Raw genomic sequence first — 23,108 nt, 5'->3', positions numbered from 1 at the left:
CCTTTTTTGTATCAGTCTGACCAGAAGCTGTTATCGCATCAGGTTGGAGAGGCGAGGGTTTGGCTCTTCTGCAGGACGGTAGATCAGCGCAATCTTGCCGATGGTCTGTACCATTTCAGCTTCAACTTTCTGGCACAGTTCAACCATCCATTCCTTGCGAATGTCGCGATCATTAACCTGGAACTTCACCTTGATCAGTTCGTGGTCATCCAGCGCACGATTGGTTTCCAGAACAACACCTTCGCTCAGGCCGTTCTCGGCAACGGTAACTACCGGGTTCAGGTTGTGGCCCAGGCTGCGGAAGCGCTTTTTTTGGGTTGCAGTCAGTGACATATTTGCTTGCTCTAAAGTTAGGGGGTTTACGGCAGCGCCGGCTGTAAGGTTGTCACCTGAAATGCTTATGCGCTGAAACCCAACAAGGGTAGAATAGAAAAGGAGGGGGATTCTACTTGAGTTGTAAGTACCCAGACAATTGCTTTCAAATATTTTCGCGGCGTCTTTTTCCACCCTAGCTGCGTTGCAACGCTGGTCACGTAGCTAAGGCTACGCTCCCGATGTTGCGCCTTGCAGGATGAAAAAATCCACTCGCCAAAATATTTGAAAGCAATTGTCTGGGCACTTATTGCGTTTGTTTCCCTTCTGGCAGAGGGTTACTTCCTCTGCCGGTGCATGAACTGAGAGTATTTGAATCTGTAATGGCTAGATCAAAGAGTAGTGGGCGTTGGTTGCAGGAACATTTTGATGACCGTTATGTCAAAATGTCGCAAAAAGATGGGTATCGCTCACGTGCCAGTTATAAACTGCTGGAAATTCAGGAAAAGGATCAGCTGATTCGTCCGGGGATGAAGGTGATTGACCTGGGTGCAGCACCCGGAGGCTGGTCGCAAGTTGCGGCAGAGCTGGTCGGTGATACTGGCCGGGTGGTTGCTTCCGATATTCTCCCGATGAACTCCATGGCCGGTGTTGACTTTATTCAGGGTGACTTTACTGAAGAGTCGGTACTGGAAGAAATTCTGGGTGTTATTGGAGATGATAGGTTTGACCTTGTAATTTCCGATATGGCCCCCAATATGAGTGGTATGAGTGCCGTCGATCAGCCGCAGGCTATGTATCTGGTCGAGCTGGCGCTGGATATGGCGAAACAGGTGCTGCGTCCGGGTGGTAATTTCCTGGCCAAAGTGTTCCAGGGTGAAGGGTTTGATCCCTATATGCAGGACCTGCGCAGTAGTTTTAGCAAGGTGATCACACGTAAACCGGAAGCATCAAGAGCCCGGTCGCGGGAAGTGTACCTGCTGGGGAAAGGGTTTCGCCCCTGAATGATAATGATTACTCACTGTTGCGACGGTGAAAATATTGTCTTAAAACAGGCCGGATTCATACACCGGTTTATGAGGCTGATAGCAGTTTTCTATAGGCCTGCGCCTGTTGATGTGTTTGCCTTTGGTGTATGTTAGAGCCTAAAAGCGTTTTAATCTGTGAAGCCTGTCGTATGTGAGACAGATGTCTTTACAGAAGGTTTCCGAGGTAAGAGGGTGGCGGCTAAAGCCAGATAATGATGACAAAAGCGCAAGCGAAGCGACACAACGTTCCCGAGTATTCCACGTCTGCAATGACTGCAGATCTTTATAACCAAAGAGGGTAGTTCCTTGAACGATATGGCAAAGAATCTGATCCTCTGGGTCATTATTGCGTTGGTGTTGCTGACTGTCTTCAAAAATTTTGATGGCATGCAGTCTGCTACCCAGAAGCTGAATTACTCTGACTTTGTCAGCCAGGTTGAAAATCGCCAGGTGGGCAGAGTTGAAATTGATGGCTTCACCCTGACAGGTGTACTGAATAATGGTGAGCGGTTTGAGACCAACCTGCCGCCGACTATTCGTGATGACAAACTGATGGATGAGCTGCTGCGCAACAATGTGCAGGTAGAAGCGAAGCCGATTGAAAAGCAAAGTATCTGGACTCAGTTGCTGGTTGCCAGTTTCCCGATTCTGGTGATCATTGCCGTCTTTATGTTCTTTATGCGCCAGATGCAGGGCGGCGGCGGTGGTCGTGGCGGTCCGATGAGTTTTGGCAAGAGCAAGGCACGTCTGCTGTCTGAAGACCAGATCAAGACCACCTTCAGCGATGTTGCCGGTGTTGACGAAGCGAAAGACGATGTACAGGAACTCGTCGACTTCCTGAAAGATCCGGGCAAGTTCCAGCGTCTGGGTGGTCGTATTCCCCGTGGTGTGCTGATGGTGGGTTCACCGGGTACTGGTAAAACCCTGCTGGCAAAAGCAATTGCCGGTGAAGCCAAAGTACCGTTTTTCACTATTTCCGGTTCTGACTTTGTGGAAATGTTTGTGGGTGTGGGTGCGTCCCGTGTCCGCGATATGTTCGATCAGGCCAAGAAGCAGGCTCCATGCATTATCTTTATTGACGAGATTGATGCGGTAGGTCGCCATCGTGGTGCCGGTATGGGCGGCGGTCACGACGAACGTGAGCAGACACTGAACCAGCTGCTGGTTGAAATGGACGGCTTTGAAGCCAACGACGGTATTATTGTAATTGCGGCAACTAACCGTCCTGACGTACTGGACCCGGCACTGCTGCGTCCTGGTCGTTTCGACCGTCAGGTTGTTGTACCGCTGCCGGATATTCGCGGCCGTGAACAGATTCTGAAAGTTCACATGCGCAAAGTACCGGTCGGTGATGATGTTAATCCAGCGGTCATTGCTCGTGGTACTCCAGGCTTCTCTGGTGCTGATCTCGCAAACCTGGTTAACGAAGCGGCTCTGTTCTCTGCCCGTGATAACAAGCGTCTAGTTGAGATGGCTGAGTTCGACAAGGCCAAGGACAAGATCATGATGGGCGCCGAGCGCAAGTCCATGGTCATGAGTGAAGCTGAAAAGCTGAATACAGCTTACCATGAAGCCGGTCACGCGATTGTCGGTCGTCTGGTACCTGACCATGACCCGGTATACAAGGTGAGTATTATCCCTCGTGGACGTGCGCTGGGTGTCACCATGTTCCTGCCGGAAGAGGATCGTTACAGCCAGAGCAAACGGGCGCTGACCAGTCAGATCTGCAGCCTGTTCGGTGGTCGTATTGCGGAAGAAATGACGCTGGGTTTTGACGGTGTTACCACCGGTGCTTCCAACGATATTCAGCGTGCTACCCAGATCGCCCGTAATATGGTGACCAAGTGGGGCCTGTCCGAGAAGCTCGGTCCGCTGATGTATGACGAGGAAGAAGGTGAAGTATTCCTCGGCAAGAACTACAACAGTGGCGGTCGCATGAACGTTTCCGGTGAAACTGCCCGCATGATTGACGAAGAGGTTCGAGCCATCGTCGATTATAGTTATGCAACTGCGAAGCAGATTTTGGAAGATAACCGCTCCAAGCTGGATGTTATGGCGGATGCCCTGATGCAGTACGAGACGATCGACTCTGATCAGATCGATGACATCATGGAAGGCAAGAAGCCGCGTCCTCCGAAGGACTCCAGTGATGATAACGGCACCGGTAAGGACGCTGAAAAAGCTGAAGCAGCTGAAGACAAGGAAGATAAAAAGACCGAGTCTGATGTTGCTGACAAAGATGGCAAAGATGACGGTTCTGTTGGCGATGCAGCCGGACAGCACTGATTGCTGATCTGACATTCATCCCGGCATTTGGGTTTGTGGTATATATTCAGATGTCGGGAAATGTCGGTGACTTTTGTTGTCTCAGATAAATGTGATGGCATATAAAACAAATGCGGCTAATTAGCCGCATTTGTTTTATATGCTTTCCTGTTTAGAAGTTGCTGTTGTCTCAGAGGCTCTCAGGCAGAGATCTCTCAGGTGTCAGCTATCAGGTAGCGGTCACGATAATAGCTTGAGTTTGTCTGGGGAGTGCTGTTGATGCGGTTGAAATGTGCAAGTCGGGAGCTAGACCTGAGTCGTCCGGCAGTGATGGGTATTCTGAATGTCACTCCGGATTCGTTCTCTGATGGTGGTCGTTTCAACACGCTGGACAGTGCTTTGCGCCATACGGCTGCTATGGTGGCAGCCGGTGTTGATATTGTTGATGTCGGTGGTGAGTCCACCCGTCCGGGTTCGGTTCGTATCAGCGTACAGGATGAACTGGATCGAGTTATTCCGGTAGTAGAAGGTATTTCCAGCCGGTTCGATGTGGTGATTTCTGTGGATACCAGTACTCCGGAAGTCATGACTCAGGCCGCTGCTGCAGGTGCCGGCATCCTGAATGATGTTCGGGGGCTGCGGCGTGAGGGTGCGCTGGAAGCTGTAGCAGCTTCGGGATTACCAGTTTGTGTGATGCATATGCAGGGTGAGCCTGAGGATATGCAGGATAACCCGACCTATCGCACAAATGTTGTGGATGAGGTGTGTCAGTATCTGCAGGACAGAATCAGTGCCTGCGAGGCTGCGGGTATCAAACGGGAAAATATTATTCTGGATCCCGGGTTCGGATTTGGTAAGACGCTGGATCACAACCTTTCCATGATGAAGCACATGGAGAAGTTTTTGGAGCTGGAGCAACCACTGCTGGTTGGTGTCTCCCGCAAGAGCATGATTGGCAAAGTGCTGGATCGCCCGGTTGATGAACGACTGTATGCCAGCCTGGGGTTGGCTGCGATGGCTGCGATGAAAGGCGCGCATATTATCCGGGTTCATGATGTACCGGAGACCCGTGATGTGGTCGATATGCTGGCGGCTGTGATGCAGGCCGAATAATTTTTATTTTGAAGTGAAAATCAAGAGATAAGTGGTCATGGGAAGAAAGTATTTCGGGACGGACGGCATTCGTGGCAAGGTTGGCCAGTTCCCTGTGACGCCTGAATTTGTACAGAAACTGGGCTGGGCTTGCGGTCGTGTGCTGGCCGGCGATGGCGGCGGTAAGGTGCTGATCGGCAAGGATACCCGGATTTCCGGCTATATGTTTGAGTCTGCACTTGAAGCTGGGCTTTCCGCTGCAGGTGTTGATGTTTGCCTGCTGGGTCCGATGCCAACACCGGCCATTGCCTACCTGACCCGAACTTTTAATGCTGATGCGGGTATTGTGATCAGCGCTTCCCATAACCCCTACTATGATAATGGCATCAAGTTCTTCTCTTCAGCGGGTACCAAGCTGCCAGATGAGGTGGAAGAAGCGATTGAAGCTATGCTGGACGCAGATTTTGAAGTTGTAGCACCTGATGCGCTGGGTAAAGCCAGTCGTCTGGTCGATGCTCCGGGGCGTTATATCGAGTTCTGTAAAGCCAGTGCCAAAACCCGACTGAATCTGCAGGGCATGAAAATCGCTGTCGATGCGGCTCATGGTGCAGCCTATCATGTTGGCCCGGCAGTATTTGAAGAGCTGGGTGCCGACGTTGTCGTGATGGGTAACAAGCCGGATGGTTTGAATATCAACCGAAATGTTGGTTCCACTCATATGGAGCGACTGCAGCAACTGGTACAGGATGAGAAGGCCGATCTGGGTATTGCGTTTGATGGTGATGCTGACCGGGTACTGATGGTTGATGGCCAGGGTGAGATTGTTGACGGTGACCAGTTGCTGTTTGTTATGGCCGATGCACGCCAGCGTGCAGGTGAACTCAAGGGTGGTGTTGTCGGCACCCTGATGTCGAACCTGGGGCTGGAACAGGCATTGCAGGAGCGGGATATTCCCTTTGTGCGAGCCAAGGTTGGAGACCGTTATGTTAACGAGCTGCTGCTGAAGCATGACTGGTATCTTGGTGGTGAGTCTTCAGGGCATTTGATTTGTCGTGATGTGGCTTCAACAGGTGATGGTATTGTGGCGGCACTGCAGGTGCTGAAGGCTATTGTCGAGAGTGGCAAGAGCCTGCGTGAACTGGTGCAGGGTATGACCATGTGCCCCCAGGTCATGATTAATGTGCAGGCGCCAAAGTCTGTTGTAAATACTGAAGTTGTTCTGCAGGCAGTCAGTGAAACTGAACGCAAGCTGGGCGACGCCGGTCGCGTCTTGCTGCGCTCTTCCGGTACCGAGCCTGTGGTCCGGGTAATGATTGAAGGACGTGACGCAGATCAGGTTAATACCCTGACGCGTGAGCTGGCAGATGTTGTAGCCAGTGCTGCCAGTTGAAAAGGTTGAAAGGGGTACGCTAATATTGCTGCCCTTCCGAATTTAGTCATAAGCAAAAATGTTTTCTGCTTTATCCACGACGGCAGAAAGCATTTTGCTCTAGAGAACTGAGGTGTGCCATGCGGCGACCACTGGTAGCCGGGAACTGGAAAATGAACGGTTCCTGCGAACAAAATGCAGCACTTGTAGACGGACTGACCTCCGGTGACCGGGGACAGCAGGCTGAAATGGCCGTTTTCCCGCCGTCTGTTTATGTCGCGAATGTTGCAGAAATGCTTGCTGACTCGGGCATAGCCTGGGGTTTGCAGAACTGTGCTGAACAGGAGAAAGGTGCCTTCACCGGTGAAGCTTCTGCTGTGATGGCAAAAGATCTGGGCTGCAAGTATGTACTGGTAGGTCACTCCGAGCGCCGTACCCTGTTTGGTGAAACTGATGAAGTTGTCGCTACCAAGGTGCAGCGGTTGGTCGAACAGGGTATTGTGCCGGTGCTGTGTGTCGGTGAAACTCTGGAAGAGCGTGAAGCTGGTACTACCATTGAGCGTGTGGGTGCCCAGGTCAAGGCTGTGCTGGATCAGTTTGATTCTGCAGGTGAGATTGTTATCGCTTATGAGCCGGTATGGGCTATCGGTACCGGTCTGACAGCCACTCCTGAGCAGGCACAGGAGGTTCACGCCGCAATTCGTGATATGCTTGTCGGTTATTCTGCTGATCTGGCGGCGAAGACACGAATTTTGTATGGTGGTAGTGTTAACGCGGGTACAGCTGCTGAACTGTTCGCCAAGGAAGATATCGATGGCGGTCTGGTTGGTGGCGCCTCATTAAAGGCAGAAGAATTTCTTAAAATTAGTCGTGCTGCAGGGTAGGTAATGGAAACGGTTGTTCTGATTGTTCATGTGCTCGTAGCACTGGCAGTAATTGGTCTGGTGCTGATACAGCAGGGGAAAGGCGCTGATACTGGTGCTTCCTTTGGTGGTGGAGCTTCTCAGACAGTATTTGGTAGCTCTGGTTCAACCAGCTTTCTGGCACGTCTGACTTCGGTGCTGGCTATCGTGTTTTTTGTCACCAGCTTTGGTCTGGCATTCTTTGCCAAGTATCAGGCTGAGGGCAGTGCTGATCTGGGTGTTCCGGCTGTAGTTGAGCAGCAATCAGAAGCCCCGGCTGTTGCTCCGGTTGATTCTGATGCACCGGTTCTGGGTAATGCCGTTGAAAGTGGAGAAAGCACTACCGCGGGTGATGTTCCTGTGTTAGACTCCTCCACCGATTATGAAGGCGATTCAGGTGCTGCGTCCAACACTTCCGGCGAATAAGTCGTAAGCAACAGGTTGATGGCGAGCAGTAAGCTGAGCTTTCGATTACTCCCGGACTTGGAGTAATTCAGGGTTGTGCGATAGAGCAACTTTGTAGTGAAGATGGTGACAAGTTATTACTATCTGATGTATAAAGTATGCGCTCTCCAGTCCTGAAGCTTATAGTTCGGGAGTGCTCAGGCCGAAGTGGTGGAATTGGTAGACACGCCATCTTGAGGGGGTGGTGATCGTATGATCGTGCGGGTTCAAGTCCCGCCTTCGGCACCAATCTGAACCTTGTGCTTTTCAAGCGTTCAGGTGAAACAAGTTTCAAGTATTTCAGCATGTGTTATCTTTAATGACGAGATATCCTGCTGGGGTCAAGTTTACAGAGATACATATGTAAGATTTTGATGCGGGGTGGAGCAGTCTGGTAGCTCGTCGGGCTCATAACCCGAAGGTCGTTGGTTCAAATCCAGCCCCCGCTACCAAAATTTTTTGAAAAGCCCCCCATGTGAGGGGCTTTTTGTTATGTGTTCAAAAAACTTTTCAGGGGGATCTGTTAAGCAGGTGTCCTGAAAAATATGAGAATGTATTCGGATCCGGCTATGGGGATGATGCTTTGGAATAATCAAAGTGTCGTGCATTGGAGTGGATCTGAACGTTGTATCCTTTGAGGAAAACAGCATGTTTCGTAACAACTGCCACAGAGCCAAAGAACTGTGACAGGGTTGGGAAGTGGCTTGAAGATGCAGGTGTATTCATGATGTGACGCATACCTGCATCGCTTGCCAGGCGTAACCTGTCAGCTTTTTACGGTGGATAACGGATGTGTTGCCGTTGAGTCCGAAGCTGGCCCGATCTGTAGCTGCAGATTGGCGGGTGTTCGCTGCTTCAGTCACGGATGTGACTGGAAGAAAAATGGGCTTTGAGCCCTTTTTTTGTTTTCGCCGGGTTAGTCCCGGCAGCTGGTGTTAAGGATATCTGGATGTTTCCGACACCGGTGTGATTTATGTTCGGCAAGTAGTATTCGACATATAGGTGTCGTCAGGTTGCTGGCCGACAGATTCCGGGCAGATAGTGCTTTGAAGGCCATCATGCCTTTGAAGAGTTTTGCATTTATTACGGAGTATCAGTCAGGTGGCGACAAGAGCCGAACAGTTAACCGAATTAGTACGGCCTGTTGTAGAGGGCCTGAGTTTTCAGCTGTGGGGGGTGGAGTACCTCTCACGCGGGCGTGACAGTGTGTTCCGGATCTTTATTGATAAAGAGGCCGGAATTCAGTTGGAGGACTGTGAAGCAGTCAGCCGTCAGGTCAGTGCCCTGCTGGATGTAGAAGATCCGATTGCCGGTGAATATAACCTTGAAGTGTCTTCTCCGGGGCTGGATCGTCCATTGTTTGAGCTGTCTCACTATGAACAATACCAAGGCGGTGTCGTAAGCCTGAAGCTGCGGGTAGCGTTCGAAGGACGGCGTAAATACAAGGGACTGTTAAAGGGTATCGAGGACCAGGACATCGTGCTGGAATGTGACGGGCATGAATACCTGTTTCCTTTCGATAGCATAGAAAAAGCTAATCTGGTTCCGTCCTTCTGAGTCTGACGGAGTTCCGCCAGAAACAGACCTGAAGTAACGGGTTGTGACAGGAATACGAATGACGCGAGGCAGAGAATGAGCAAAGACATATTACTGGTCGTTGACACCGTCTCCAATGAGAAGGGCGTGGCCCCCGAAGTCATTTTTGAGGCTATCGAAAGTGCTCTGGCTACAGCCACCAAGAAGCGCTTCGAGTATGAAGTTGACATTCGGGTCAGCATTGATCGTGAATCCGGTGACTACGACTCCTTCCGTCGCTGGACTGTGGTTGCTGATGAAGATTTTGAAATTCCCGGTGCTCACCTGACCCTGGACGAGGGTAAGGAAAAAGACGAAGCACTGGAGATTGGTGATATCTGGGAAGAGTCGATTGAATCCGTTGCCTTTGGCCGGATTGCAGCCCAGACCGCCAAACAGGTTATCGTGCAGAAGGTCCGTGAAGCGGAACGTCGCCAGATGGTCGACTCTTTCCGTCACAAGGAAGGCAAGCTGGTAACCGGTACCGTCAAGAAGACAACACGTGACGCAATTTTTGTGGATCTCGGTGCTGTTGACGGTATGACCAACAATGCCGAAGCAGTACTGCGTCGTGATCAGATGATCCCGCGTGAAGTGCTGCGTGTAGGTAGTCATTGTCGTGCGCTGCTGCAGGGTGTCAGCGAGGAAAATCGTGGTCCCCAGCTGATGCTGAGCCGTAGTACGCCCGACATGCTGGTCGAGCTGTTTAAAATCGAAGTGCCGGAAATCGCTGAAGAAGTGATTGAAATCCGCGGTGCTGCACGTGATCCGGGCCTGCGTGCCAAGATTGCGGTCAAGACCAATGACGGTCGTATCGACCCGGTTGGTGCTTGTGTTGGTATGCGTGGTGCACGAGTTCAGGCTGTATCCGGCGAACTCGGCGGTGAGCGTATCGATATCGTACTGTGGGATGACAATCCGGTTCAGTTCGTTATCAATGCCATGCAGCCTGCTGAAGTGGCTTCCATTGTTGTGGATGAAGATTCCAACAGCATGGATATCGCTGTTTCCGAGGATAACCTGGCGCAAGCTATCGGTCGTAGTGGACAAAATGTGCGTCTGGCCAGTGAACTGACCGGCTGGACCCTGAACGTCATGACCGAAGAGCAGGCGCGCGAAAAGCATGCCCAGGAAGCGGGCAAGATGGCCAACCTGTTCATCGAACACTTGGGTGTTGACGGCGATCTGGCAGCATTGCTGGTAGAAGAAGGCTTCACTTCGCTGGAAGAAGTAGCCTACGTTCCGCTGGAGGAAATGGCTGCGATCGACGGTCTGGACGAAGACACCGTTGGTGAGCTGCGCACGCGTGCCAAAGACCAGTTGCTGACTCAGGCAATTGCGGCTGAAGAGCGTCGTGAAGGCGAAAAGCCGGCAGACGACCTGCTGGAAATGGATGGCATGGACGAAGAGTTGGCCTGGGTTCTTGCAGGTCGCGGTGTCATCACCATGGAAGATCTGGCCGAGCAGTCTATCGATGAGCTGCTGGAAATTGAAGGTATGGATGCCGAGCGTGCAGGTGCATTGATTATGACCGCACGTGCCCCCTGGTTTGAAGAAAGCCAGCAGTAATCGGGACCACTTTAGAGGAGAGTGTGAATGGCAGAAGTAACGGTTGAACAGCTCGCGAAAGTGGTCGGCGCCCCAGTGGAGCGTTTGCTGCAGCAGATTAATGCAGCCGGTTTGTCCCAGACAAGCGGTAAAGAGTCTATTTCCGATGGTGAAAAGAGACAGCTGCTGGCGTTCCTGAAGAGCAGTCATGGGGTAGACGAACCGGCCGAGAGCGATCAGAGCCGCATCACCCTGAAGCGCAAGTCCGTCAGCACCCTGAAAGTTTCCAGTGCTGCCGGCAAGAGCAAGACAGTTAACGTGGAAGTGCGCAAGAAGCGCTCTATCCCGAAACAGCGTGAACTGGGCCCTGAAGCCGAGCAGGAAAAGCAGAAGATTGCTGAAGACGCTGCTCACATTGCTGAAGGCGATGCCAAGTGTCGTGCCGAGCTGGAAGCGCGTCGCTCAGCTGAAGAGGCTATCCGCGTTCGCGAAGCTGAAGAAGCACGCAAGATCGCAGAGAAAGAAGCTGCCAAGCGCAAGGCTGAAGAAGAAGTCCAGCGTAAGGCGATGGAAGAAGCCCGCCGCAAGCAGGCTGAAGAGCAGGCCAAGCGCAAGGAAAGCGGTGGTGGTGATGACCGCCGTGGCAACAACAAGCGTCGTGGCAAGAAGGCCGGCGGTCGTGATGATGATGATCGTGGTCGTGGCCGTGGTCGTGGTCGAGGTGGTCGTGATGACCGTCGCGGTCGCGGTGCACCGCGTCGTGGTCTGACTTCCGAAGCCCTGAGTCACGGTTTCGCCAAGCCGACTGCGCCAATTGTACGTGAAGTTTCCATTCCGGAAACCATCACTGTGGCTGAACTGGCCAGCAAGATGGCAATCAAGGCAGCTGACGTTATCAAGGTAATGTTCAAGCTGGGCTCCATGGCGACCATCAACCAGGTGATTGACCAGGATACAGCCACTATCGTGGTTGAGGAAATGGGTCACAAGGTCAAGCTGATCAAGGCGGATGCGATCGAGGATACCCTGGATCAAAGCTTTGAAGAGATTGCCGGCGATGAAATCGCACGTGCACCGGTTGTTACCGTTATGGGTCACGTTGACCACGGTAAGACCTCTCTGCTCGACTACATCCGTAAGGCCAAGGTACAGGCTGGCGAAGCTGGTGGTATTACCCAGCACATCGGTGCCTACCATGTAGAAACCGAGCGCGGCATGATTACCTTCCTGGATACTCCGGGACACGCAGCGTTTACCGCAATGCGTGCACGTGGTGCCAAGGCAACCGATATCGTCATCCTGGTTGTTGCAGCAGACGACGGCGTAATGCCGCAGACCGAGGAAGCTGTACAGCACGCTCGTGCTGCCGGTGTACCGCTGGTTATTGCTGTCAACAAGATGGACAAGGAAGATGCTGATCCGGATCGCGTCAAGAATGAACTGGCGGCCCGTGATGTTATTCCTGAAGACTGGGGCGGTGACGTCCAGTTTGTACCGGTATCTGCACACACTGGTATGGGTATCGACGACCTGCTGGAATCCGTACTGCTGCAAGCAGAAGTACTGGAACTGAAAGCGGTTGCAGAAGGTCCGGCACGTGGTGTTGTTATCGAATCCCGCCTGGACAAGGGCCGTGGTCCGGTTGCAACTGTACTGGTACAGAGTGGTCAGCTGAACCAGGGCGACAACGTACTGGTTGGTCAGCAGTATGGCCGTATCCGTGCCATGCTGGACGAGAATGGTCGTCCGGTTAAGGCGGCTGGTCCGTGTATCCCGGTTGAGATTCTGGGTCTGGACGGTACTCCGGATGCTGGTGACGAACTGATCTTCGTTAAGGACGAGCGCAAGGCCCGTGAAATTGCACTGTTCCGTCAGGGCAAGTTCCGTGAAGTCAAGCTGGCCCGTCAGCAGGCAGCCAAGCTGGAGAACCTGTTCAGCAGCATGGGCGAAGAAGAAGCCCGAGTACTCAACATTGTACTCAAGGCCGACGTTCGTGGTTCTCTGGAAGCACTGACCGCGGCTCTGGAAGAGCTGGGTAACGATGAAGTCCGGGTTAAGGTTATCTCCGGTGGCGTAGGTGGTATCACCGAAACCGACGCTAACCTGGCGCTGGCTTCCCAGGCTGTTATGGTCGGCTTTAACGTGCGTGCGGATGCAACTGCCCGTCGTATCGTTGAAAGCGAAGGTCTGGACCTGCGTTACTACAGCGTTATTTACGACATCATTGATGACGTGAAGCAGGCTCTGACCGGTATGCTCAAGGCCGAGTTCCGCGAAGAAATCGTGGGTGTTGCTGAAGTACGTGATGTCTTCCGTGCACCGAAGATTGGCGCGATTGCCGGTTGTATGGTTGTTGAAGGCACTGTATTCCGCAACGAGCGTATCCGCGTACTGCGTGACAACGTTGTTATCTACGAAGGCGAGCTGGAATCCCTGCGTCGCTACAAGGATGACGTTAACGAAGTCCGTAACGGCATGGAATGTGGTATCGGTGTGAAGAACTACAACGATGTACGTGTAGGCGACAAGATCGAAGTCTACAAGTCTGTTGAGGTTCAGCGCAGCCTGTAAGCATGCAAGACACTGGAAGTGCAGATTCAATAACAATCTGCCTTCCTTCTGGTTATAAGCCAGATGTCTGACATGACGAAACACCCTCTTGTGTCGCTATGGATGCAAGAGGGTGTTGTCGTATGTGGATACTCTTTCAGGCAGGCTGCAGGCAGGCTTGAAAGCAAGCTGTAGAGAAAATTATGGCAAAAGAATTTACTAGGTCCCGTCGTGTATCTGATCAGATCCAGCGTGAACTGGCGGGCATTATCCAGCTGGAAATGAAAGATCCCCGTTTGGGGATGGTGACTGTCAGCGGTGTTGATGTAACCCGTGACATGTCTTACGCCAAGGTGTTTGTGACCTTCCTGGGACTGGACACCCAGAAGGAAATTGATCAGGCACTGGAAATCCTGAATGAAGCATCCGGCTTCCTGCGTAGTCTGTTGGCCAAGGGCATTCGCATGCGCGCAACACCGCAGCTGCGCTTCCAGTATGATGCCAGTCTGCGTCGTGGTCGCGAACTTTCCTCCCTGATTGACCGGGCGATGGAAATTGAAGGTGACAAAAAACCGGCTGCTGACGAGGAGTAAGTCGTGGGCAGAAGACGTAACAGAGGCCGTGATGTTAACGGCATCCTGATCGTAGACAAGCTGCAGGGCGCCAGTTCCAATGATGTGCTGCAGCGGGTTAAGCGCCTGTTTGGTGCCGCCAAGGCCGGGCATACCGGTAGTCTGGATCCGCTGGCGACTGGCGTATTGCCGATTTGCTTGGGTGAAGGCACCAAGTTTTCCCAGTATCTGCTGGATTCTGACAAGTCTTACCGCACTACAGCCCGACTGGGCATTCGTACTGAAACCAGCGATGCTGAAGGCGAGATTGTTTCCGAGCGTCCGGTGCATGTTACCCGACAGGATCTGGAGCAGGTGCTGGAACAGTTTCGTGGGCCGATTGATCAGATCCCATCCATGTTCTCAGCCCTGAAATACAAGGGCGAGCCCCTGTATAAGTTGGCTCGTCAGGGTATTGAAGTCGAGCGCCCCGCGCGTCCGATTAATATCTATCGTCTCGACCTGCTGGACTTCATCGTTGACGGTGACTGTGTCGAAGCCATTCTGGAAGTGGACTGCAGTAAGGGCACTTATATCCGTACTTTGGTGGATGATATTGGTGAAGCGCTGGGCTGTGGTGCTCATGTGGCCCAGCTTCGTCGCCTCAAGGCCGGTCCTTATACCGAGCAGCAGCAATATACCCTGGAGCAACTGGAAGGAATCCGTGATAACGGTGGCCATGCGGCGCTGGATGAGCTTCTGCTGGCGGTAGACAGTGCTGTCAGCGACTGGCCATTGGTGCAGCTGGGTGAGTCCAGTACTCACTATATGCTGCATGGTCAGCCGATTCAGGTGCCCCAGATGCCTACCAGCGGTCAGGTGCGGATCTACGGTGAAGTTGATGGCCAGCGCTGTTTCCTGGGCATTGGCGAGATCGATGATGATGGCCGGGTGGCTCCCCGCCGCCTGATAAGGGTGAACGGCTAATCAGGGCGGCGCTGCGCCGACTGGAGAGAACGATCAGTTGGTGTTAGAATTGCTCTCTTGTTCTTCCCGGGCTTGAAGCCAGCAGGCTGAAAGCGCGGGGAAATTTGGGTTGGCTGTTGATATGCACGGTCATACCTGAACAAGTGTTCTGCCTGAGGTGGCTCTTCGAGAGAGGCTGAAGGCAGATCCGTTGTATAACGCATATTCTCTGGAGATTCAGAAAATGGCTTTGACTGCAGAAAAGAAAGCAGAAATCGTTAAAGAATTCGGCCGTGTTGAAAATGACACTGGCAGCCCTGAAGTTCAGGTTGCTCTGCTGACTGCTAACATTGAAGGCCTGCAGGGTCACTTCAAGAGCAACATCCACGATCACCACTCCCGTCGTGGTCTGATCCGCATGGTAAACCAGCGTCGTAACCTGCTGGACTACCTGAAGCGTAAGGACGTTGAGCGTTACCGCTCCCTGATCGCTCGTCTGGGTCTGCGTCGCTAAGCTGCAGATTGCATTGCGATCAGCGATACGCTGCACGGCGTATCTCAGCCTGCTCACTGCCTTTGATCATTTGATTAACAGGTAAAGCAGAAAAGCACCGTTATCAACGCCGGAAATTCTGGTTGTTTGGTAGCGGTGTTTTTATAATTTGTGTCTGATCAGTTATCTTCCGGATAACTGTGAGTCTGGAGAGTAGGGTCGCTTGTTGAAGCTGATTGGGCTCTTTTTCAGTCAGGTTCTGAAAATAAACGTTTCTGCTATTCCAGTTGAGGCTTTAAATCTGTTATTAGCATCTTCTGTTGATAACTTTTTAATAGCTTTGAAATAAATATTCGCCAGAAAGACGAGCCTTCGTCGTTAAAATCAAACGACGGGTGCCCGGGCATAAGCAAGCCGATAAGACTATTCCTGCAAGAGCAGGTATGTCGGTTTTCTTATGCTCTGGTACTTGACCGGTATCTGGTTCGTCTCTGGTGTTTTGTTGAATTTAATTCAGACCGCAACCAACAGGTTTTCAATGGATTATTCCAGTGAGTTGAAAACACGATGATTTGCGGTACTTTACATTTACCAGAAGGAAAACTGTGTGAACCCGGTAACTAAAACATTTCAATTCGGTGACCAGACTGTAACCCTGGAAACCGGAAAAATTGCACGTCAGGCTACTGGTGCTGTTATGTGCACCATGGGCGAGACTGCTGTACTGGCAACTGTTGTTGGTGCCAAGAGCGCTCGCGAAGGCCAGGACTTCTTCCCGCTGTCTGTACACTATCAGGAAAAGACTTACGCTGCCGGTAAAATCCCGGGTGGCTACAACAAGCGTGAAGGTCGTCCTTCCGAAAAGGAAACCCTGACTTCCCGTCTGATCGACCGTCCGATTCGTCCGCTTTTCCCGAAAGGCTTCATGAACGAAGTTCAGGTCGTGCTGACTGTTATGTCTGCCGACAAGAAGAATGATCCGGATATCGCTGCCATGATCGCCACTTCTGCGGCGCTGTCTATTTCCGGTATTCCGTTCAATGGTCCGATCGGTGCTGCACGTGTAGGCTTTATTGAAGAAGAAGGCTACATCCTGAACCCAAGCTTTGAAAAGCTGGCTGTGTCTGAGCTGGACATGGTTGTAGCAGGTACCTCTGAAGCAGTACTGATGGTTGAATCCGAAGCTCAGGAAATGGCTGAAGATGAAATGCTGGGTGCTGTACTGTTTGCTCACCAGTCCTACCAGGAAGTGATCAAAGCTGTAAGCGAGCTGGCTGCGGAAACCGGCAAGCCTCGCTGGGAGTGGGAAGCAGTTGCTGAAAATGAAGCGCTGATGAGCACCATTCGTGGCGAATACGAAGCCCGCATTACTGAAACTTACCGTATCGCTGAAAAGCAGGTACGTAACGACGCACTGGCTGCCCTGCGTGATGAAGCTGTTGAGAAGCTGGCGGGTGACGAAGAAGGTCAGCCGGAAGCTGCTGAAGTCAGCAAGCTGTTCTCCAAGCTGGAAAAGACCGTTGTTCGTCAGAACATCCTGAATGGTCAGCCGCGTATCGATGGTCGTGATACCAAGACTGTTCGTCCGATCGGTGTTGAAGTCGGTGTTCTGCCGAAGACTCACGGTTCTGCCCTGTTCACCCGTGGTGAAACCCAGGCTATCGTAACCACTACTCTGGGTACTGCACGTGATGCCCAGATGGTTGACTACCTGGAAGGTGAGCGTCGTGAGCCGTTCATGCTGCACTACAACTTCCCTCCTTACTCTGTAGGTGAGTGTGGTCGTATGATGGGCGCGGGTCGTCGTGAAATCGGTCACGGTCGTCTGGCTCGTCGTGGTGTTCAGGCCATGATGCCGACCGAAGAAGAATTCCCGTACAGCATTCGCGTAGTTTCTGAAATCACCGAATCCAATGGTTCCAGCTCCATGGCTTCTGTCTGTGGTTCCAGTCTGGCCATGATGGACGCCGGTGTACCGCTGAAGGCACCTGTTGCCGGTATCGCCATGGGTCTGATCAAGGAAGGCGACAAGCACGCCGTTCTGACTGACATTCTGGGTGATGAAGACCACCTGGGTGACATGGACTTTAAGGTGGCCGGTACCGCTGAAGGTGTTACTGCGCTGCAGATGGACATCAAGATCGAAGGTATTACCGACCAGATCATGGAAACTGCGCTGGAACAGGCGCGTGATGCCCGACTGCACATTCTGGATGAAATGAACAAGGTGATCAGCAGCTCCCGTACGGAACTGTCTGAAAACGCGCCGATGACCATTACCATGAAGATTGATCCGGACAAGATCCGTGACGTTATCGGTAAGGGTGGTGCTACCATTCGTTCCATCTGTGAAGACACCACTGCCAGCATCGACATCAACGATGACGGTACTGTGAAAATCTTCGGCGACAACAAGGATGTCTGCAAGGCTGCGGAAGATCGCGTCAAGACCATTACTGCAGAAGTTGAAGTCGGTCAGATCTACGAAGGCTCCGTTCAGCGTATCGTTGACTTCGGTGCGTTTGTACAGGTTCTGCCGGGTAAAGACGGTCTGGTTCACATTTCCCAGATTGCCAACGAGCGCGTTAACAGTGTCAGCGATTACCTGAAAGAAGGTGATGTTGTTAAGGTTGTGGTTCTGGATGTAGACGCCCGCGGCCGTATCAAGCTGAGCATGAAGGACGTTGCCCAGGAGCAACAGCAGCAGAGCTGATTAGTGAAAACTGATCGTTACTGATTAAAAACGGGAGCCAATTGGCTCCCGTTTTTTTGTTTTGTAAAAGGTCGTCGTAAGCGATGAGTTAACCTTGCTTTGAGCTATTTGGAGGGATCCTGCTTATAAAAAGCGGGTTCAGTTTCTTGAAGGTTGAGTTGAGTCGGAAGTCTAAGCCGATAAATGTTATGAATAGTGAATTTCTACGAAAAGTACTATTGGCTGGCTATAGTCTGATAGCGGCTCTATATTTCTATGGCTTTATAAATAAGGTTCTAGAAAATCCGACGGGTAACAGAACGCTTGGGGCTCTTCTTGTTTTTCTCTATATGGGGCTCATGAGTCTCGGCCTATATAAATATCCCAAGGCTTTTTTGTTGTTAAGTGCTGCCAATTTTATGATTGGCTTCCTGGCCATAATTTACTTAATTTATTTTGGTCTGCCAGCAATAAGTGCTGTGTTGATTGCTTTAACTGTGGTGTTTATGGCGGGTTTTTCGCTGTCTTTAATGTTATGGCGGGTTGAGAGGTAAAGGGTGTTCTGGACTGGAGTCGAGCAAAATAAGTGGACTTTTATTCTGTTGATAGCTTGTAGTTTGGGTTTGCTTATTGGTTTTTTGTCGGCAGCATTCTCGAATTTGATACTCGGTGGGTACTCAGCTGTTTTATGGCTTTTACTGATGTTGGGATGGCCGCGAAAAAGGTCGCTAACTTTATATAAGAATGCTCTTTTGGTTGGAGTATTCTCCTTACCTGTTGGCTGGGGCACATACGGCTATCTAACTTAATAAGAAGGGCTCAGAGCTGTGTAAGTTTGGCTTGGAGCATAAAAAAACCCGCCTGCTGGCGGGTTTTTTGGTTCAGATTCCGGACGGGATCAGGAAGGCTGATTGTCGTCCAAGAAGCTGCGCAGATGATCGGAGCGAGTCGGGTGGCGCAGCTTGCGCAGCGCCTTGGCTTCGATCTGACGAATACGCTCACGGGTAACGTCAAACTGCTTGCCGACTTCTTCCAGGGTGTGATCGGTATTCATGTTGATACCGAAACGCATCCGCAGGACTTTGGCTTCCCGTGCGGTCAGGCCGGACAGGACGTCGGTTGTGGCTTCCTTCAGACCCTCGATGGTAGCAGAGTCAATTGGAGAATCCTGGTTGCCATCTTCGATGAAGTCACCCAGATGGGAGTCTTCATCATCACCAATCGGCGTCTCCATGGAGATCGGCTCTTTGGCGATCTTCAACACCTTGCGGATCTTGTCTTCAGGCATTTCCATACGCTCGGCCAGCTCTTCAGGAGTTGGCTCGCGTCCCATTTCCTGCAGCATCTGGCGGGAAATACGGTTCAGTTTGTTGATCGTTTCGATCATGTGAACCGGAATCCGGATGGTGCGGGCCTGGTCAGCGATGGAGCGGGTGATTGCCTGACGGATCCACCATGTCGCATAGGTCGAGAACTTGTAGCCGCGACGATATTCAAACTTGTCGACAGCTTTCATCAGACCAATGTTGCCTTCCTGGATCAGGTCGAGGAACTGCAAGCCACGGTTGGTGTATTTCTTGGCGATAGAAATTACCAGACGCAGGTTGGCTTCAACCATCTCTTTCTTGGCGCGACGAGCACGGGCTTCACCGATCGACATACGACGGTTGATTTCCTTGATGTCATTCAGGGAAATGCAGAACTCGTCCTGTACTTCGATCAGCTTGCGCTGTGCACGCAGAATTTCCAGACGGCTGCGCTTCAGGCCGGCAGCATAATCCGGGAATTTTTCCGCCATCTGGTCAAGCCATTCGCGGTTAGTTTCACTACCCGGGAATTCTTTGATAAAAATCCGGCGAGGCATGCGAGCCTGACGCACACAAAGTTGCATCACTGCACGTTCATTCCTGCGAATTTGATCCAGCGCACTGCGGATGCGGAATACAAGAACATCGTATACCCGCGGTGCCAGCTTGATCGGCATGAAGTATTCAGCAACTTCTGCGAGCGCAGCCTGAATGTCAGGGTTCTTTCTGTCCGAGCAGGTTTGCAGTGCTGCAATTAACTTTTCGTTTGCTTCATGCAGAAGACCGAAGCGTTCTTTAGCTTCTTCCGGATCAGGGCCTGATGCACCTTCTTCTTCGTCGTCTTCTTCTGAAGCGGCACCGGCTTCAATGGCTTCCTTCAGTGCAGCCGCTTCGTCTTTTGCAGCGGCAGCAGCAGCGAGAGACTCGGGGGTGTCAGGGTCAATGTAACCACTGAACAGATCGCTCAGGCGACCTTCTTCTTCAACAATTCTGTTGTATTCACCCAGTACAATGTCAACGCTGCCGGGGAAACTCGACAGTGCGGACATAACACCACGAAGACCTTCTTCAATCCGCTTAGCGATCTTGATTTCGCCTTCACGGGTCAGAAGCTCAACAGTACCCATTTCACGCATGTACATACGAACGGGATCTGTCGTACGACCTGCTTCCTGTTCGACAGCAGCCAGCGCAGCGGCAGCTTCTTCGGCTGCAGCTTCGTCGGTATCCGCTTCATTCATGAGCAGGGTATCGGCATCCGGTGCGGTTTCATACACCGGGATACCCATGTCGTTTATCATGCGAATGATATCTTCTACCTGATCAGGATCTGAAATGTCCTCAGGCAGGTGGTCATTCACCTCGGCATAAGTCAGGTAACCCTGTTCCTTACCACGGGAGATGAGTTCCTTGAGTCTGGATTGTTGTTGCGAATTTGCGGACATATCAACCCTTTGAGAGCGAACAGCGGACGATAACCGTAAGCGGTCAAGTATAGCTTATGGGCAATATCGGATGCCATAAGTGTGGAGGGAAGTCGTATAGCGAAACAGCCATGAATGCGCGCTTTTTTTGCATTTTTCGATTCCGTCCAGAATTACACGGGTAATTTCAGGATAAATCGCCTTTGCGAAACAGCACAAACAGCTCAAATTGTTTTAATTCATCGCAACATGGCATCCGTTCCCTTCATCCGGCAAAAACCGAATGCAAGCCTAGTTTAGCAGCTTTCAACAGAAGTTCTAAGCCTTGATCAAGAAGTTTACGCTCTGTAGACAGAGTGCAAACAGGGCTTCAGGTCAAAAGAGCGCTAAAAAATGCTTATTTTTTGTTTTGTCGCAGCTGTTCCAGTAGTGCCTGATACTTTTGCTGCTGATCCGGAGACTTTAATCCCTGTCGATCATTTGCAATGCGGGCCAGTGTTCCCTTTCCGGCTTTGCTACCCAGACTTTTAACAATTCTTCCCACCGTATCCTGTAATTCCTGACTCGGAGCAGCAAACTTGAGTGGTTCTTCTCTTGCCAGTGCCAGCAAGCGATCACCCTGTGGTGTTCCGTACCATCGGCCAATCAAACCGGCACTGCTGATGTCCGGGCGATGCTGCAATGTTTGCAAAACATCCATTAATAACCGGGTATCAGGATGGCTGTCCTGTTCCATCAGGGACAGGTTATCCATATCTTCGACTTCTCTGAATAAAGCCGGGTTAGTTAACAGCAGTCGAATTGCTCGGCTGGCAGCACTTTGTAATTTCGGTTTGGGTGGTGTCGGTGCGTCAAAAAAAGGTTTTTCTCTACCGAAACCGCCGGAAAAATTACGTTTACGCTGACCATATGACTTTTTTCTGGCGTTGTTGTTATAGCCGGAAGTCTGGGTTGCAGCGTAAACCTGATTGTCTGCCGGAGTCTGTTGAGTTGTCTGATCCGCAGCAAAAAGCTGGGTGACCTGTTCCGACTCCAGCCCGGTTTGTTCTGCCAGCCTGTTCAGTACCAACTGTTTCAGTACACCTGCCGGCATCAACTGCAGATAAGGCTGGGCAACTTTTGCCAGTCGGGCCCGGCCATCCATGGTTTGCATATCAATATCTTCAGCCAGATGGCGGAAGAAATAATTATCGAAGGTCAGGGCTTCACTGCGAATACGCTGACTGAATGCATCCGGTCCTTCCTGTCTGACCATGCTGTCAGGGTCTTCACCCTGTGGTAGAAACAGAAATCGTACTTGTGATCCGTCGTTTATGACCGGCAGCGTTGATTCCAGTGCTCGCCATGCGGCACGGCGACCCGCTTTATCACCGTCAAAACAGAACACCACTTCCCGGGTCTGCTTGAACAGTTTTTCCATATGTTCTTTGGTGGTGGCGGTACCGAGTGTTGCGACAGCATAGCTGATGCCATATTGGGCCAGCGCAACCACATCCATGTAGCCTTCCACGACTAATAGTCGCGGCAGATCACGATTAGCCTGTTTGGCCTCATAAAGGCCATATAGTTCCCGGCCCTTGTGAAATATGTCGGTTTCCGGGGAGTTCAGATATTTTGGTGTTCCGTTTCCCAGTACCCGGCCACCGAAACCGATAACCCGACCGCGGGTATCCCGAATGGGAAACATGACTCGTTCCCGAAAGCGGTCATAAATTTTGTCGCCATCCTCGCTTTTGATCAGCATGCCGGTATCAAGCATCTGCTGTTTTTTCTCGGCAGATGAACCGAATTTTTGCAGCTGGTTATCCCAGCCGGAAGGCGCATAGCCGATACCAAAACGTTCAATGGTTGCCTGGTCCAGCCCCCGTTGGCGCATATAGTGCTGAACCCGGTTCGATTCCGGATGAGATTGCAGTTGCTGATGGAACCAGCGGTTAATCTCCTCCATTACGTCAAACAGGGTGGCTTGTTGTTTGCGCTTCTGGATAGTTGCCTTGCTGGTATTTTCGTGCGGTACATCCAGCCCCAATGTGCCAGCCAGGCTTTCTATGGTGGCCGGAAAATCCAGGTGCTCGAAGTTCATGACAAAGCTGACAGCATTGCCACTGGCGCCGCAGCCAAAACAGTAATAGAACTGTTTGTCCGGGCTGACGCTGAAAGAAGGGGATTTTTCTTTATGGAATGGACACAGCCCTTGATAGTTACGACCGGCTTTGCGCAGTTGTATGCGGTTACTGATCACCTCGACGATATCAAGGCGTGCAAGTACATCATCGATGAAATTCTGCGGGATCAGTCCGGCCATGGTCTTGCTGTATCTGGAATAGGGAATTAATCATACCTTACCACAAGCGCTCCGGGCAGAAAGTAGCCGGGGGAAAGCTGCCTGCAGAAAGAGAAAGGCAAGGAGGTTCGGACTGTAACATTTGTCCGGAGATAAAAATAAAAAAAGCGCAGTTTGACATCCGTAAAACGGAATCAAACATGCGCTTTTTTCATCTATTCACCACACTCAGCTTATAAGCTGGTACAAGACACTCAGACGGCTTGGTCCCTGTCGCGCATAGCCTGCATTAATGGCACTGGTAAC

Annotated in this window: 17 protein-coding genes and 2 tRNA genes; 16 read left to right on the top strand and 3 right to left on the bottom strand. The window is 51.5% G+C overall.

Translation table 11 applies throughout. The annotated features are described in order from the left end of the window. Window positions 1-30: 30 nt before the first annotated feature. Window positions 31-333, bottom strand: coding sequence for a YhbY family RNA-binding protein (locus ACYZZ0_RS08130; protein WP_461536103.1), 303 nt, complete (start codon window positions 331-333; stop codon window positions 31-33). A 362-nt stretch (window positions 334-695) separates the two neighbouring features. Here ACYZZ0_RS08130 and rlmE point away from each other — a divergent pair, with 362 nt between their 5' ends. The 16 genes from rlmE (at window position 696) to ACYZZ0_RS08050 (ending at window position 18,341) form a co-directional block, all read left to right on the top strand. Then, window positions 696-1,316 carry a 23S rRNA (uridine(2552)-2'-O)-methyltransferase RlmE gene (gene rlmE / locus ACYZZ0_RS08125; protein WP_461536102.1) on the top strand — a complete coding sequence of 207 codons (621 nt, stop codon included), beginning with the start codon at window positions 696-698 and terminating at the stop codon, window positions 1,314-1,316. Window positions 1,317-1,655: 339 nt separating this feature from the next. Continuing rightward, window positions 1,656-3,626 (top strand): ATP-dependent zinc metalloprotease FtsH, encoded by a 1,971-nt coding sequence (gene ftsH / locus ACYZZ0_RS08120; protein WP_461536101.1) that lies wholly within the window; start codon window positions 1,656-1,658, stop codon window positions 3,624-3,626. Window positions 3,627-3,884: 258 nt separating this feature from the next. Next, complete coding sequence (gene folP / locus ACYZZ0_RS08115) at window positions 3,885-4,718, top strand: dihydropteroate synthase (protein WP_461536100.1); 834 nt, start codon at window positions 3,885-3,887, stop codon at window positions 4,716-4,718. A 37-nt stretch (window positions 4,719-4,755) separates the two neighbouring features. Beyond that, window positions 4,756-6,087, top strand: coding sequence for a phosphoglucosamine mutase (gene glmM / locus ACYZZ0_RS08110; RefSeq protein WP_461536099.1), 1,332 nt, complete (start codon window positions 4,756-4,758; stop codon window positions 6,085-6,087). Window positions 6,088-6,206: 119 nt separating this feature from the next. Then, window positions 6,207-6,950, top strand: coding sequence for a triose-phosphate isomerase (gene tpiA, locus ACYZZ0_RS08105; protein WP_461536098.1), 744 nt, complete (start codon window positions 6,207-6,209; stop codon window positions 6,948-6,950). 3 nt (window positions 6,951-6,953) lie between these two features. Then, complete coding sequence (gene secG, locus ACYZZ0_RS08100) at window positions 6,954-7,394, top strand: preprotein translocase subunit SecG (RefSeq protein ID WP_461536097.1); 441 nt, start codon at window positions 6,954-6,956, stop codon at window positions 7,392-7,394. A gap of 180 nt (window positions 7,395-7,574) precedes the next feature. Then, window positions 7,575-7,661: transfer RNA gene (locus tag ACYZZ0_RS08095), tRNA-Leu, on the top strand. Window positions 7,662-7,787: 126 nt separating this feature from the next. After that, window positions 7,788-7,864, top strand: a tRNA-Met gene (locus ACYZZ0_RS08090). A gap of 649 nt (window positions 7,865-8,513) precedes the next feature. After that, complete coding sequence (rimP, locus tag ACYZZ0_RS08085) at window positions 8,514-8,969, top strand: ribosome maturation factor RimP (protein ID WP_461536096.1); 456 nt, start codon at window positions 8,514-8,516, stop codon at window positions 8,967-8,969. 75 nt (window positions 8,970-9,044) lie between these two features. Then, window positions 9,045-10,556, top strand: coding sequence for a transcription termination factor NusA (nusA, locus tag ACYZZ0_RS08080; protein WP_461536095.1), 1,512 nt, complete (start codon window positions 9,045-9,047; stop codon window positions 10,554-10,556). A 27-nt stretch (window positions 10,557-10,583) separates the two neighbouring features. Then, complete coding sequence (gene infB / locus ACYZZ0_RS08075) at window positions 10,584-13,106, top strand: translation initiation factor IF-2 (protein ID WP_461536094.1); 2,523 nt, start codon at window positions 10,584-10,586, stop codon at window positions 13,104-13,106. A gap of 182 nt (window positions 13,107-13,288) precedes the next feature. Beyond that, window positions 13,289-13,678 carry a 30S ribosome-binding factor RbfA gene (gene rbfA, locus ACYZZ0_RS08070; protein WP_461536093.1) on the top strand — a complete coding sequence of 130 codons (390 nt, stop codon included), beginning with the start codon at window positions 13,289-13,291 and terminating at the stop codon, window positions 13,676-13,678. Window positions 13,679-13,681: 3 nt separating this feature from the next. After that, the gene (truB, locus tag ACYZZ0_RS08065; RefSeq protein WP_461536092.1) at window positions 13,682-14,623 is read left to right on the top strand and encodes a tRNA pseudouridine(55) synthase TruB; all 942 of its coding nucleotides are present in this window, start codon (window positions 13,682-13,684) and stop codon (window positions 14,621-14,623) included. A gap of 223 nt (window positions 14,624-14,846) precedes the next feature. Beyond that, window positions 14,847-15,116 carry a 30S ribosomal protein S15 gene (gene rpsO / locus ACYZZ0_RS08060; protein ID WP_461536091.1) on the top strand — a complete coding sequence of 90 codons (270 nt, stop codon included), beginning with the start codon at window positions 14,847-14,849 and terminating at the stop codon, window positions 15,114-15,116. 586 nt (window positions 15,117-15,702) lie between these two features. Beyond that, window positions 15,703-17,808 (top strand): polyribonucleotide nucleotidyltransferase, encoded by a 2,106-nt coding sequence (gene pnp / locus ACYZZ0_RS08055; RefSeq protein ID WP_461536090.1) that lies wholly within the window; start codon window positions 15,703-15,705, stop codon window positions 17,806-17,808. Between the two features lie 188 nt (window positions 17,809-17,996). After that, entirely contained in the window at window positions 17,997-18,341 is a 345-nt protein-coding gene (locus ACYZZ0_RS08050; protein WP_461536089.1) for a hypothetical protein, read from the top strand. A 344-nt stretch (window positions 18,342-18,685) separates the two neighbouring features. On the opposite strand, the gene rpoD is transcribed toward ACYZZ0_RS08050, so the two are convergent. Together rpoD and dnaG are read right to left on the bottom strand one after the other, a co-directional pair. Beyond that, on the bottom strand, window positions 18,686-20,539 hold the full coding sequence (gene rpoD / locus ACYZZ0_RS08045) for an RNA polymerase sigma factor RpoD (RefSeq protein WP_461536088.1): 1,854 nt from the start codon (window positions 20,537-20,539) through the stop codon (window positions 18,686-18,688). 376 nt (window positions 20,540-20,915) lie between these two features. Further along, window positions 20,916-22,823 carry a DNA primase gene (dnaG, locus tag ACYZZ0_RS08040; RefSeq protein ID WP_461536087.1) on the bottom strand — a complete coding sequence of 636 codons (1,908 nt, stop codon included), beginning with the start codon at window positions 22,821-22,823 and terminating at the stop codon, window positions 20,916-20,918. Window positions 22,824-23,108 lie beyond the last annotated feature (285 nt).

Source organism: Spongorhabdus nitratireducens, assembly GCA_947387575.1.
Classification (GTDB): Bacteria; Pseudomonadota; Gammaproteobacteria; order Pseudomonadales; family Endozoicomonadaceae; genus CANDOC01.
The sequence above is the reverse complement of the archived record's forward strand: the minus strand, read 5'-3'. Positions and strand labels throughout refer to the sequence as shown.